This is a genomic window from Pelomonas sp. KK5, assembly GCF_001984095.1.
Classification (GTDB): domain Bacteria; phylum Pseudomonadota; class Gammaproteobacteria; order Burkholderiales; family Burkholderiaceae_C; genus KK5.
The window spans coordinates 1-12,361 of the sequence record NZ_LYVQ01000023.1; the positions used below are offsets into that span (position 1 = coordinate 1).

Below are 12,361 nucleotides of genomic sequence, written 5' to 3' on the forward strand. Positions count from 1 at the left end.
GTCGCAGGTGGCGCAAGCGCTGACGCCGCGGCCCATGAAGGCCTGTTCGCTGTCCAGGCCCAGGTACTTGGCGGAGGCGCCGGTGGCGATGATCAGCGCGTCGCAGGTGTAGCTGCCGCTGTCGCCGGTCAGCTTGAACGGGCGCTTTGCGAAATCGACCTCGTTGATGTGGTCGAAGATGATCTGGGTCTGGAAGCGCTCGGCGTGTTCCTGGAAGCGCTGCATCAGCTCCGGGCCCTGCACGCCCATCACGTCGGCCGGCCAGTTGTCCACCTCGGTGGTCGTCATCAACTGACCCCCTTGCGCCATGCCCGTGATCAGCACGGGCTTCAGGTTGGCGCGCGCGGCATAGATGGCTGCGGTGTAGCCGGCGGGGCCGGAGCCGAGGATCAGCAGGGAGTGGTGTTGCATGTGCGTCTCGTGGAAGCGTCTCGTAGGGGCGTGAGCCGGCCGCTCCCGCGCGGGGGAGCCGCCGACGGGATCGGGGACTCAGGGTGCCAGCGAGGCCAGGCCGCCGGCCAGGCTGAAGCAGCGCTGGCGGCCGCTGCGCCGCAGCAGCGCTGCGGCCTGCAGGCTGCGCCGGCCGCTGCGGCACAGGAACAGCAGCGGCAGTTCGGCCGGCAGCGCCAGCAGGCGCGGCAGCTGCTGCTCCAGCTCGGCCAGCGGAATCGTCTCGGCGACCGGCGTCGGTGCTTCGGCGACCTCGTCGGCGTCGCGCACGTCGATCAGACGCGGGGCGGGCGCCAGCTGGCGGGCACCGGCCGCGTCGAGTTCCAGTTCGGCGGCGAGCGCCTGCAGTTCGCGCAGCGCCTCGCCGCAGGCCCGCAGCCGCTCGCAGGCGGCCGCGATCGTCGCATCGCCATCGAGCGCGCCGAAGGACAGGCGCACCGCCGCGGCAGCCTGCGCCTCGGGCACGCCCGTGGCGATCAGGACGTAGCTCGGCAGCGCCTTGGCCGCGCCGCAGGCCGAGCCGCCGCTGATGCGCAGGCCAGCCGCATCGAACAGGTCCTGCAGGCGCCGCGAGTCGACGCCGGGCACGGAGAAGTTCAGCGTCGTCGGCAGGCTCAGCGCCGGGTCGAGCGGGGCATTGAACACGACACCAGGAAAGGCCTGGCCCACCGCACCGGCCAGGCGCTCGCGGTGCTGCTGCATGGCGGCGCCCGAGGCGAACACCTCGCCGGCCTCCAGTGCCGCCAACACGGCGCCCAGCGCGGCGATGCCCGCCATGTTCTCAGTACCCGAGCGCTGCCCACCTTCCTGCCCGCCGCCGCACATCAGCGGCGTGAACGGCGCGCCTTCACGCACATAGAGCAGGCCGATGCCCTTCGGCGCATAGAGCTTGTGTCCGGAGAACGGGGCGTAGTCGATGCGGCGCGTGTCCAGCTTCAGGTTCAGCTTGCCCAGCGCCTGCACGCCGTCCACCAGCCACAGCGCCGCGGGATGCGCGTCCATCAATGCGGCGATGCCGTCGAGATCGCTGATCGCCCCGGTCTCGTTGTTGGCGGCCATCGTGCAGACGAGGCCGGCCGCGGGCAGGCGCTCGCGCAGCCAGGCGAGGTCGTGCCGGCCCGAGGCGTCGACCGGGATCGGCGCGATCTCCAGGCCCAGGCCCAGCACCGCGTCCCAGTGCCGCAGCGCCTCGGGCACGGCCTTGTGCTCGGTGGCGCCGTACAGCGCGAGCCGGCGACCGGGCCGCTCGCGCAGCGCGCACAGGGCCGACAGCACGGCCGTCTGGATGCCTTCGGTGGCCCCGCTGGTGAACATCAGCCGGCCGGCGGACGCACCCAGCACGCGGCGGGCGGCGGCGCGCACGCCATCCAGCAGCTCACGCGCCTTCAGGCCGCTGGCGTGCACGCTGCTCGGGTTGCCGAAGGTGTCGGCCATTGCCGCCAGGGCGGCATCACGGGCGGCCGGCAGCACCGGCGTCGTGGCATTGCAGTCGAGATAAAGCTCCATGGGCCGGAATTGTCAGCAGCCGGGTGGAGCATGCAGGTGCAAAATTCAGCTTGTCTGCACAGAATTTTGGAATCTCATTTCCTCTACGAGAATCTTGATGAAACTGGATGCCATTGATCGTAAATTGCTCGAACTCCTCCAGGCCGACGCCACCACCCAGGTGGCCGAGCTGGCCGCCGCGGTGGGCCTGTCGGCCACGCCCTGCTGGCGGCGCATCCAGCGGCTCAAGGATGCCGGCGTGATCACCGGGACGGTGGCGCTGGTGGACCGCGAGAAGGTCAATGTCGGTGTCACCGTCTTCGTCTCGGTGCGTACGAGCACCCACTCGCAGGACTGGTTCGAGCGCTTCAACGCCACCGTCGCGGCGATCCCGGAAATCGTCGAGTTCTACCGGATGAGCGGCGAGGTGGACTACCTGCTGCGCGTCGTCGTGCCCGACATCGCCGCCTACGACAAGGTCTACAAGCGCCTGATCGCCGGCACCCAGCTCTTCGACGTGTCGTCCAGCTTCGCGATGGAGGAGATCAAGTTCACGACGGCGCTGCCGCTCGGCTACGCGGGCTGAGCTCCGCTTACGTTTCCGGCGCGGTTTCGCTTCCATAGTTCACGCTGGACCGGGCGCCCCCCTAGCGACTTCGGGGCCGACAGGCCGAAAGATGCAGCAACGAAGGAGTTCCCGCCGTGCTGCCGTACCGCCTGCTGATCCCGACCGCCCTCGGGCTGTGCATTTCCATGCTGACAGCGGCCGCCCACGCCGCCGACCTGACGCCGCTGGAGACCCGCTGGCTGCAGGGCGCCTGGCCCGTGATCACCCATGCGCGCCAGGACCTGAAGCTGCCGCTGGACATCGTGGTGCAGCCGCAGGATGCGCCGGGCGCGGCGCCGCTGGCGCTGGGTTTCGTCGGCGGGCGCTGCAAGCTGGTCCTGTCGATGCGTGGCAACCCAGAAGGGCAGCGGCAGGTGGATGCGCTGGAGCCGGCGCTGGCCGACGCCACGCTGGAGCTGATGGCCGCGCACGAACTGGGCCACTGCCGCCGCTACCTGGATGGCGCCTGGCACAGCATGCCGGCCGGCTTCGTCGCGGCCAAGCCGCCGCCCGAGCTGGCGCCGGAACTGAGGCAGGCCTGGCTCGACATGCACTCGACCCGCCTGGAGGAAGGCTATGGCGACCTGGTCGGCCTGGCCTGGACGCGCGAGCACCATCCCGCGCTATACGCCCGGCTGCACGCCTGGCTGGTGGCCCAGCGTTCGACGGACCTGATCCCCGGCGAGCATCACGACACGCTGGCCTGGCTGGCGCTGGCCCGGGACCCGGCCGCGCTGGCGGGGACCGCGTCGATGTTCGAGGCCGCGGCCGGCGTCTGGGCGCGCGGGGCGGACGCCCTGCAGGAATGAAGACCCGGCCGCGACTATGATTTCAACCTCACGCGGCCCGCGCGATTTTTCAGAATGAAGGCCCCCATGAACAAGTTCCTCCCCCTGCTGGCCGTTGCGCTGCTTGCCGGCGCCGCCCAGGCTGCCGATGTCGGTGTCTCCATCCAGGTCGGCCAGCCCGGCTTCTACGGCCGCATCGACCTCGGCAACGCGGCGCCGCCGCCGGTCATCCTGGCCGAGCCCGTCTGGGTGCAGCGGGCCGCCGTGCGGCCGCAGCCGATCTACCTGCGCGTGCCGCCGGGCCACCAGAAGCACTGGGACAAGCATTGCCGCGAGTACCGGGCTTGCGGCGTCCCCGTCTACTTCGTGCGCGAGGACTGGTACCAGGAGCGCTACAGCCGCCGGGACGAAGGCCGCCACGGCGACGACGACCGCGACCACGGGCACGGCAAGGGCCATGGCAAGGGCCACGGCAAGGACAAGGGTCGCGACTGAGCGATCCGATCCCGTCACTCCACCGTGACGCTCTTCGCCAGGTTGCGCGGCTTGTCCACGTCCGTCCCGCGCGCGCAGGCCGTGTGATACGCAAGTAACTGCAGCGGCACCACGTGCAGGATCGGGCTCAGCGCGCCGTAGTGCTCGGGCATGCGGATCACGTGCAGGCCGGGCTCGCTCTCGATCCGCGTGTCGCCGTCGGCGAACACGTAGAGCTGGCCGCCACGGGCGCGCACTTCCTGCATATTGCTCTTGAGCTTTTCCAGCAGGGTGTCGTTCGGGGCCACCGTCACCACCGGCATCTCGGCGGTCACCAGCGCCAGCGGGCCGTGCTTGAGCTCGCCGGCGGGGTAGGCCTCCGCGTGGATGTAGGTGATCTCCTTGAGCTTCAGCGCGCCTTCCAGCGCGATCGGGTAGTGCAGGCCGCGGCCGAGGAAGAGCGCGTTCTCCTTGCGGGCGAATTCCTCGCTCCAGGCCATCACCTGCGGCTCCAGCGCCAGCACGCCCTGCACCGCCACCGGCAGGTGGCGCAGCGCCTTCAGGTGCGCCGCCTCGTCGGCCTCGCTCAGGCGGCCGCGCGTCTGGGCCAGCGCCAGCGTCAGCAGGAACAGGCCGACGAGCTGCGTCGTGAAGGCCTTGGTGGAGGCCACGCCGATCTCGGCGCCGGCGCGGGTGATGTAGGCCAGCTCGCACTCGCGCACCATCGCGCTGGTGGCCACGTTGCAGATGGTCAGCGTGTGCGTCATGCCCTGGGCGCGGGCGTGCTTCAGCGCAGCCAGCGTGTCGGCCGTCTCGCCGCTCTGGCTGATGGTGACGACCAGCGTCTTCGGGTCGGGCACGCTCTCGCGGTAGCGGTACTCGCTGGCGATCTCCACGCTGGTGGGGATCTTGGCGATCGATTCGAGCCAGTACTTGGCCGTGAGGCCCGAGTAGGAGCTGGTGCCGCAGGCCAGGATGAGGACCTTGTCGATCTCGTTGAAGACGCGGTAGGCGCCGTCGCCGAAGAGCTCCGGGCTGATGCCGCCGACCGCATCCAGCGTGTTCGCGATGGCCACCGGCTGCTCGAAGATCTCCTTCTGCATGTAGTGGCGGTACGGGCCCAGCTCGGCCGCGCCGCTGTGGATCTGCACGCGTTTGACTTCGCGCTGCACCGGCTCATAACGGCCCGATTCAGCTGACAGGTGGCAGATCCAGAAACGGCCCAGCTGCAGGTCGACCACGTCGCCCTCTTCCAGGTAGCAGATCTGCTCGGTGACGCCGGCCAGGGCCATCGCATCGGATGCGACGAAGTGCTCGTCGCCCTGCTCGCCCACGCCCAGCACCAGCGGCGAGCCCTCGCGCGCGGCCACCACGCGATGCGGCTCGTCGCGGCAGAACACCGCCACCGCGTAGGCGCCCTTGAGCCGCGGCAGCGCCTGCTGCACGGCTTCCAGCAGGTCGCCCTCGTAGTAGCGGTCGATCAGGTGGGCGATGACCTCGGTGTCGGTCTGGCTGGAGAAGGCATAGCCGCGGGTCTTCAGCTCCGCGCGCAGTTCGTCGTGGTTCTCGATGATGCCGTTGTGGACCAGCGCGATGCGGCCGACGGCATCGGCCGTGGCGCCGGGGCCGGCCGAGAAGTGCGGGTGGGCGTTGTGCACCGCCGGCGCGCCGTGGGTGGCCCAGCGGGTGTGGGCGATGCCGGTGCCGGAGACGATGCCGTCCTGCTCGGCCTGGCCCATCAGCTCGGCCACGCGCGAGGTGCTGCGGGCGCGCTGCAGGCGCCCGTCCTGGTGGACGGCCACGCCGCAGGAGTCATAGCCGCGGTATTCGAGCCGCTTCAGGCCTTCGATCAGGATCGGGACGATGTTGCGCTGACTGACTGCGCCGACGATGCCGCACATGGTTTGCCTGCCTTGTTAGGGAGTGAATGGCGCGCATCGTAGTCATCAAGCCAAAACACATTCATCCAAAATTCACGCTCAGATGAATTAATATTTCATCAACTCCTTCAGTTGGATGAATATTTCATTGATCGCCAATTTGTGAACGAATCAGCCACATCCTCACCCCCCGATCTGGATGCCACCGACCTGCGCCTGCTGGAGCAGCTGCAGCAGGATGCCTCGCTGAGCAACCAGGATCTCGCCGAGCGGGCCCATGTCTCGCCGGCCACCTGCCTGCGCCGGGTCAAGCGTCTCGTTCAGCTGGGCGTGATCGAACGGCGGGTGGCCATCCTCTCGCCCGACCGGCTGGGCGCCGGCCTCTCCGCCATCGTCGAGATCACCCTGGACCGCCAGGGCGCCGAGCATCTCGACGCCTTCGAGGCCCGCGTGCAGGCCGAGCGCGCGGTGCAGCAGTGCTGGCGCGTCTCGCCGGGGCCGGACTTCGTGCTGGTGATCCAGGTGGCCGACATGCCGGCCTATCACGCGCTGACGAAGACCCTGCTGACGCAGGACGCCAACGTCCGCAACGTGAAGGCCTTCTTCAGCATCCACCGGGCCAAGTTCGACCCGCGGATCGAACTTGGAGCCCCTCGCCCAGTCCCGCCGCGCTGAACGCGGGCGGGTCTGGCCGGTCCCCCGTGGGGACGGCGATGCTCGGGGCATGGAGCAGCCGCTCGCACATCGCCAGACGGGCCGGCTTGGGGCGGCCCGGCGCTCGGCCCAGATACCGCGGCCCGCGATCGCTCGACGTCACTTCACCTTTGCGGGATCCTTGACCGCCTTCTGCGTGTCGAACTCGACGTTGTAGAGCTGGCCGTTCACCCGCTCCACCTTGCGCGTGTAGATGTCCTGCACGATCTCGCGGGTCTGCGCGTCGATCAGCACCGGGCCGCGCGGGCTCTCGAAGACCTGACCCTTCATGCCGGCCAGCAGCGCGTCGCCGCCGGCGCCCTTGCTGTTGGCCAGGCCCATGTAGATCAGCCGCATGCCGTCGTAGCCGGCCACCGCCATGAAGTTCGGGCGGAACTTGTTGGCCGCCTGGAAGGCCTCCACGAACTTCTTGTTGGCCAGGCTGTTGTGGGCGGCCGAGTAGTGGTGCGAGGTGACCACGCCCAGCGCCACGTCGCCGATGTCGGCGAGCTGGTCGTCGTCGGTGACGTCGCCGGTGGCGATCAGCTTGATGCCGGACTTGTCCAGCCCGCGTTCGGCGAACTGCTTCATGAAGGCCGCACCCTGGCCCGAGGGCAGGAAGACGAACAGCGCATCGGGCTGCGCATCGCGCACCTTCTGCAGCACCGGGGCGAAGTCCGCGCCGCGCAGCGGGGTGCGCAGCTTCTCGATCACCGTGCCGCCGTCCAGCGTGAAGCGCTCAGCGAAGTACTTCTCGGCGTCGTTGCCGGGGCCGTAGTCGGTGACCAGGCTCACGACCTTCCGGATCTTGTTCTTGGCCGCCCAGTCGGCCAGGCCCAGCGTGGCCTGGGGCAGCGTGAAGCTGGTGCGCACCACGTAGGGCGAGGCCTCGGTGATCGACGAGGTGGCCGCGGCCATGATGACCATCGGCGTCTTGCTCTGCGTGGCGATCGGCGCGGTGGCCAGCGCCAGCGGCGTCAGGCCGAAGCCGGCCAGCGCCACGACCTTCTCGTTGACGACCAGTTCCTGCGCCAGCCGGCGCGTGGTGTCCGCCACGCCGGCGTCGTCCTTGACGATCACCTCCACCTTCTTGCCGCCGGCCTTGTTGCCGTTCTGCGCCACCCAGAGCTTGATGGCGGCGTCGATCTGCTTGCCGGTGGAGGCGGAGGGGCCGGTCATCGGCAGGATGACGCCGATCTTGACCGTGTCGCCCTGGGCCCAGGCGCCGCCCGCGGCCAGGGCGGCTGCCGCCGCCAGCATCGCCCGACGCGTGATCCTGCTTGTTGTCGTCCTCATCGTCCGTCTCCGTCTTCTGCCGAGTTGTGGGTGAGAGCAATTGTGGAGGCAGCGCGCCAGCCTGCACCCCGGTGTTCGCCTGATGTGCGACTAGCTGCTATGCCCTCGCAGCATGGCTGGCCATCAGGGTTCCTCCGGCCGCGGGTTTGCCAAATCCGGATAAAGGGCCCGGCCGCCTCTGCCCATACTTTGCCGGCATCCCCACCGGAGACAAGCCGCATGCTGCAACGCGAAGAAGACAAGAACAAGGTTCCCGACCGCCGCGACTTCCTGAAGCTGGGCACCGCCCTGGCCGCCCTGCCTGCGCTCGGCGCGCAGGCCGCGAGCGTCACGCCGGCCCCTGGCGGGGAGATCGTCGAGTGGGGCGGCGTGCAGCTGTCCCAGGCGATCCAGTCGAAGCAGGTCTCCTGCGTGGAGGTGATGAACGCCTACCTGGCGCAGATCGACCGGATGAACCCGAAGGTCAACGCCCTCGTGTCGCTGCAGCCGCGTGAGACGCTGCTGGCCGAGGCGGCCGAGCGCGACGCGCAACTGGCCCGGGGCCAGCGCCTGGGCTGGTTGCACGGCTTCCCGATGGCGCCGAAGGACCTGGCCTACACCAAGGGCATCCGCACCACCCAGGGCTCGCCGATCCTGAAGGACTACGTGCCCAAGTACGACTCCATCGTCGTCGAGCGCCAGCGCAAGGCCGGCGCGATCTTCGTGGGCAAGAGCAATGCGCCGGAGTTCGGCCTGGGCTCGCATACCTACAACAATGTCTTCGGCATCACCGGCAACGCCTTCGACCCGACGAAGAGCGCCGGTGGCAGCAGCGGCGGCGCCGCCGTCTCGCTGGCGCTGCGCATGCAGCCGGTGGCCGACGGCAGCGACATGATGGGCTCGCTGCGCAACCCGGCCGGCTGGAACAACGTCTTCGGCCTGCGCCCCTCGCAGGGCCGCGTGCCCTACGGCCCGAGCGCCGAGCTGTTCTTCCAGCAGATGGGCTACGAAGGCCCGATGGCCCGCAGCATCCAGGACCTGGCGATGCTGCTGTCCATCCAGGCCGGCTTCGACGCCAGGGCGCCGATATCGCTGGCCCAGGATCCGCAGCAGTTCACGAAGCCGCTGGCCCGCGACTTCAAGGGCGCCCGCATCGGCTGGATCGGCGACTGGAAGGGCTACCTGCCCACCGAGCCTGGCGTGATGGACACCTGCCGCGCGGCGCTGAAGCATTTCGAGGCGATCGGCTGCACCGTCGAGGAGGTGGTACCCGAGTTCGCGCCCGAGCGCCTGTGGAAGACCTGGCTGGTGCTGCGCCAGTTCACCATCGCCGGCATCGCCAGCGGCCTCTACGCCGACCCGAAGAACCGCGCGCAGATGAAGCCCGAGGCGATCTGGGAGGTCGAGAACGGCCTGAAGCTGACCGGCCCCGAGGTCTGGCAGGCCAGCGTGGACCGCTCCGCCTGGTACCAGGCCGTCAACACGCTGTTCCAGAAGTACGACTACCTGGTGCTGCCCTCGGCCCAGGTCTTCCCCTTCGAGGCGACCGAGCACTGGCCGAAGACGGTCGCCGGCAGGGCGATGGACACCTACCACCGCTGGATGGAGGTGGTCGTCGGCGGCACACTGGCCGGCGTGCCGGCCCTGGGCGTGCCGGCCGGCTTCGGCGGCGCGATGGGCCTGCCGATCGGCCTGCAGGTCCTGGCACCGGCGCTGCAGGACTTCTCGCTGCTGCAGCTGGGCCACGCCTACGAGCAGGCCAGCGGCTACACGAAGCGCCGTTCGCCGCTGCTGGGCTGAGCGGCAATCACCGCTTGCGGCAGGGCCAAGGACCGATCGAGAATCGAGCTCCCATGCATGCCCTGCCCGCTTCATCCACCCCGCAGGTCCGCCAGTTCGCGGTCAGCGACGTGGACGAGCACACGTCCCAGCTCGTGGACTGGGACATGCGCTACGAGCAGCTCGACGGCGGCGCCTTCCAGGGCAGCTTCACCGACATCCGCTGGCCCGGCGTGCAGCTCTTCATCGAGAGCACCAGCCGCCGCGTGCGCCAGCGCGGCAGCCTGCCGCCCGGCGCGATCGGCATCGGCACGGTGCTCGCGGGCGCCGGCGAACTCTGCATCAACGGCACCCGCGGCGGGCCGGAGACGCTGATCGCCGTGCACGGCGCCGAGCTCGACTTCTGCACGCCGGCGCAGTGCACGCTGGCCGGGCTGGTCGTCGACGCGCCGCTGCTGCAGGCGGCGGCGCTGTCGATGATGCCGGTGCTGGAGCCGCTGCTGGACGGCGGCGGCATGCTGGCGCTGAGCGCCGCCGGCGCCGTGCTGGCCCCGCTGCACGCGCTGCTGCGCCAGGTGGCCGACACCGTGCTGCGCCGCCCCGCCGAAGCGGTGGCGCCGCTGCGCGACGAACTGCTGCTGCACACGCTCTCGGCGCTGGACGGCGCCAGCCGCTTCGACGCCGACGACCTGCGCCGCCCCGACCAGCGCAAGCGCCTGGTGGACCGCGCCTGCGAGCTGATGATGGCCACGCCGGACGATCCGCCTTCGCTGGCTGAAGTCTGCCGCCATGTCGGCGCCAGCCCGCGCAAGCTGACCTACTGCTTCCAGGACGTGCTGGGCCTGAGCCCGGCGCGCTACATCAAGGCGATACGGCTCAATGCCGTGCGCCGCGACCTGCGCCGCGCGGCCGAGGCCTCGGATGCCAGCGTCTACGACGTGGCGGCCCGCTGGGGCTTCTGGCACTTCGGCCACTTCTCGGCGGACTACAAGCGGCAGTTCGCCGAGCTGCCCTCGCAGACCTTGCGCGGCGGCTGAGCCACCTCCGGCCGGTCAGCGCGACCAGATTGCCTTCAGCAGCTCGGCCATGCGCAGGCCGGCAAGCGCCACCTGGCGGGCCTGCGCCTGCAGCCGCTGGCGTTCATAGGCCCGGCGATCGGTGAAGACCAGGGGCCAGGTCTTGCCTGTCTTCGCCTCGAAACGCAGCGGCTCGAAGGCAAGGCGCGCGAGTAGCAGCGTCTCGCCGGCCCAGTCGACGGGCCAGGCCTGCAGCGGCCCCTGCGGGCGCCGCGGAGATGCCACGCGGGAAGGTCGCGGCGGCGCCGCGTCCCACAACGCGTGCAGGTTCTGCTGGCCGCCGTCGAAGATCAGCAGGTTGCCGCCGGCGGTGTGCGTGTCCGGGTCGTCGCCGCTGCGATCGGGGTCCAGCGCGCGGCCACCCGGGCTCAGGTAGATGGCGCCGACGTGCAGCGGCTGGTGCAGGTCACCGACCAGATGGGCCAGCAGGCGCAACGCCTCGTGCTCGCCGGCCGGGCCGTCGGCGAACTTGAACGGGGCCGGTACCGGGCGGTGCTGCAGCCGCGCGATCGCGGCCTGCAGCGCATGCACGACATCGTCGGGCCGGGCACCGGTGAAGCGCTCGTCGTAGCGATCCTGCTGGATCGCGATGTCGGTGTAGTGCCAGCGCCGATGGCCCGGGTTGCGCTGCTCGAAGGCCGCCATCTCCGCGACACCGAAGACGCTGCAGGCCGGGTCGCGCTGCGGATCCTTGACGCAATCCGCCCAGATCGCCGCGCTGGCCAGGCTCTCGCCGCCGAGGATGCGGCGCACCTGGGCGGCGGCCGGCGTGCCGCGCAGCGCGGCCTCCGCCAGCGCGCCGGTCTCGCGGTGGCCGGCGGAGCCCCAGCCCCAGGCGGGGCCGGCCAGGATCATGAAACAGAGGGCAAGCAGCGAGCGCATGCCCGCCATTGTGCGCAGTCAGCGGCGGGGTACGCCGGGCATCACGCAGAGCATCTCGTACAGCAGGTTGGCGCCCAGCAGCGCGGTGTTGCCCGTCGTGTCGTAGGCCGGCGCCACCTCGACCAGGTCGCCGCCCACCAGGTTCAACCCCCAGCAGCCGCGGATGATCTCCAGCGCCTGCGGCACGGTGAGGCCGCCGATCTCGGGCGTGCCGGTGCCGCCGGCGTAGGAGGGATCGATGCCGTCGATGTCGAAGCTGAGGTAGCAGGGCGTGTCGCCGATCGTCTCGCGCACCTTTGCCATCGTCGGCGCCAGCGACTGCCACCACACCTCGTGCGCCTGCACGATCGTGAAGCCCTGTTCACGCGGCCAGTCGAAGTCGTCGCTCGCGTAGCCGGTGCCGCGCAGGCCGATCTGGAAGACCTTCCTGCAATCCAGCAGGTTCTCCTCGACGGCGCGGCGGAACGGCGTGCCGTGGGCGATCTTCTCGCCGAACATGTCCTCGTTGATGTCGGCGTGGGCGTCGACGTGGACCAGCGCCACCGGGCCGTGCTTCTTCGCCAGCGCACGCAGGATCGGCAGCGCGATCGTGTGGTCACCGCCCATCGTCAGCGGCTTGCAGCCGGCCTCCAGCACCTCGTCGTAGAAGGCCGTGATGATGTCCATCGACTTCGGCAGCGAGTAGGTGTTGATCGCCACGTCGCCGAGGTCGGCCACCTGCAGCGCGTCGAAGGGCGCGGCGCCGGTCGCCATGTTGTACGGGCGGATCAGCGAGGACTCGCAGCGGATCTGGCGCGGGCCGAAGCGCGCGCCGGGGCGGTTGGACGTGCCGATGTCGAAGGGGATGCCGATGAAGCCGACATCGAGGCCCTTGGGCGTCCGGGCCTGCGGCAGCCGCATCATCGAGGCGATGCCGCCGAAGCGCGGCATGGTGTTGCCGCCGAGGGGTTGGTTTTTCATGAAGTCAATATC

General features: G+C 70.1%; 12 protein-coding genes. 6 read left to right on the forward strand and 6 right to left on the reverse strand.

The genetic code is table 11. The features are described 5' to 3' along the window. Together B0W88_RS05230 and B0W88_RS05235 are read right to left on the reverse strand one after the other, a co-directional pair. Positions 1 to 411: FAD-dependent oxidoreductase (locus B0W88_RS05230; RefSeq protein WP_158080802.1), on the reverse strand; the 411-nt coding region annotated here is incomplete at its 3' end. Between the two features lie 78 nt (positions 412 to 489). Next, positions 490 to 1,956, reverse strand: coding sequence for an aminotransferase class V-fold PLP-dependent enzyme (locus B0W88_RS05235; protein ID WP_077033605.1), 1,467 nt, complete (start codon positions 1,954 to 1,956; stop codon positions 490 to 492). A gap of 103 nt (positions 1,957 to 2,059) precedes the next feature. On the opposite strand from B0W88_RS05235, the gene B0W88_RS05240 reads away from it, so the two are divergent. The 3 genes from B0W88_RS05240 (at position 2,060) to B0W88_RS05250 (ending at position 3,825) form a co-directional block, all read left to right on the forward strand. Continuing rightward, positions 2,060 to 2,521: an Lrp/AsnC family transcriptional regulator gene (locus B0W88_RS05240; protein ID WP_077033636.1), complete on the forward strand. Its 462-nt coding sequence runs from the start codon at positions 2,060 to 2,062 to the stop codon at positions 2,519 to 2,521. 116 nt (positions 2,522 to 2,637) lie between these two features. After that, positions 2,638 to 3,351, forward strand: a complete 714-nt coding sequence (locus B0W88_RS05245) for a hypothetical protein (protein ID WP_083748594.1) — start codon at positions 2,638 to 2,640, stop codon at positions 3,349 to 3,351. A 66-nt stretch (positions 3,352 to 3,417) separates the two neighbouring features. After that, on the forward strand, positions 3,418 to 3,825 hold the full coding sequence (locus B0W88_RS05250) for a hypothetical protein (RefSeq protein WP_077033606.1): 408 nt from the start codon (positions 3,418 to 3,420) through the stop codon (positions 3,823 to 3,825). Positions 3,826 to 3,839: 14 nt separating this feature from the next. On the opposite strand, the gene glmS is transcribed toward B0W88_RS05250, so the two are convergent. Further along, positions 3,840 to 5,705 carry a glutamine--fructose-6-phosphate transaminase (isomerizing) gene (glmS, locus tag B0W88_RS05255; protein WP_077033607.1) on the reverse strand — a complete coding sequence of 622 codons (1,866 nt, stop codon included), beginning with the start codon at positions 5,703 to 5,705 and terminating at the stop codon, positions 3,840 to 3,842. A 141-nt stretch (positions 5,706 to 5,846) separates the two neighbouring features. Here glmS and B0W88_RS05260 point away from each other — a divergent pair, with 141 nt between their 5' ends. After that, entirely contained in the window at positions 5,847 to 6,359 is a 513-nt protein-coding gene (locus tag B0W88_RS05260; RefSeq protein ID WP_077033608.1) for an Lrp/AsnC family transcriptional regulator, read from the forward strand. A gap of 138 nt (positions 6,360 to 6,497) precedes the next feature. Here the strand turns inward: B0W88_RS05260 and B0W88_RS05265 are convergent, their stop codons facing one another. Further along, positions 6,498 to 7,673: an ABC transporter substrate-binding protein gene (locus B0W88_RS05265; protein WP_198937778.1), complete on the reverse strand. Its 1,176-nt coding sequence runs from the start codon at positions 7,671 to 7,673 to the stop codon at positions 6,498 to 6,500. Between the two features lie 219 nt (positions 7,674 to 7,892). On the opposite strand from B0W88_RS05265, the gene B0W88_RS05270 reads away from it, so the two are divergent. Together B0W88_RS05270 and B0W88_RS05275 are read left to right on the forward strand one after the other, a co-directional pair. Next, positions 7,893 to 9,452 (forward strand): amidase, encoded by a 1,560-nt coding sequence (locus B0W88_RS05270; protein ID WP_083748595.1) that lies wholly within the window; start codon positions 7,893 to 7,895, stop codon positions 9,450 to 9,452. A gap of 53 nt (positions 9,453 to 9,505) precedes the next feature. Further along, positions 9,506 to 10,468: a helix-turn-helix domain-containing protein gene (locus tag B0W88_RS05275; protein ID WP_077033609.1), complete on the forward strand. Its 963-nt coding sequence runs from the start codon at positions 9,506 to 9,508 to the stop codon at positions 10,466 to 10,468. 15 nt (positions 10,469 to 10,483) lie between these two features. Here the strand turns inward: B0W88_RS05275 and B0W88_RS05280 are convergent, their stop codons facing one another. Both B0W88_RS05280 and speB read right to left on the reverse strand, forming a co-directional pair. Continuing rightward, complete coding sequence (locus tag B0W88_RS05280; protein ID WP_158080803.1) at positions 10,484 to 11,389, reverse strand: S1/P1 nuclease; 906 nt, start codon at positions 11,387 to 11,389, stop codon at positions 10,484 to 10,486. An 18-nt stretch (positions 11,390 to 11,407) separates the two neighbouring features. Further along, a complete protein-coding gene (gene speB, locus B0W88_RS05285) occupies positions 11,408 to 12,349 on the reverse strand; it encodes an agmatinase (protein WP_077033611.1) in 942 nt (313 codons plus the stop codon). Positions 12,350 to 12,361 lie beyond the last annotated feature (12 nt).

What these genes read in the sequence shown, in the direction of transcription:
- speB (WP_077033611.1), bottom strand. Translation starts at nt 12,349, where the DNA reads ATGAAAAACCAACCCCTCGGCGGCAACACCATGCCGCGCTTCGGCGGC.
- glmS (WP_077033607.1), bottom strand. Translation starts at nt 5,705, where the DNA reads ATGTGCGGCATCGTCGGCGCAGTCAGTCAGCGCAACATCGTCCCGATC.
- B0W88_RS05270 (WP_083748595.1), top strand. Translation starts at nt 7,893, where the DNA reads ATGCTGCAACGCGAAGAAGACAAGAACAAGGTTCCCGACCGCCGCGAC.
- B0W88_RS05235 (WP_077033605.1), bottom strand. Translation starts at nt 1,956, where the DNA reads ATGGAGCTTTATCTCGACTGCAATGCCACGACGCCGGTGCTGCCGGCC.
- B0W88_RS05265 (WP_198937778.1), bottom strand. Translation starts at nt 7,673, where the DNA reads ATGAGGACGACAACAAGCAGGATCACGCGTCGGGCGATGCTGGCGGCG.
- B0W88_RS05275 (WP_077033609.1), top strand. Translation starts at nt 9,506, where the DNA reads ATGCATGCCCTGCCCGCTTCATCCACCCCGCAGGTCCGCCAGTTCGCG.
- B0W88_RS05250 (WP_077033606.1), top strand. Translation starts at nt 3,418, where the DNA reads ATGAACAAGTTCCTCCCCCTGCTGGCCGTTGCGCTGCTTGCCGGCGCC.
- B0W88_RS05280 (WP_158080803.1), bottom strand. Translation starts at nt 11,389, where the DNA reads ATGCGCTCGCTGCTTGCCCTCTGTTTCATGATCCTGGCCGGCCCCGCC.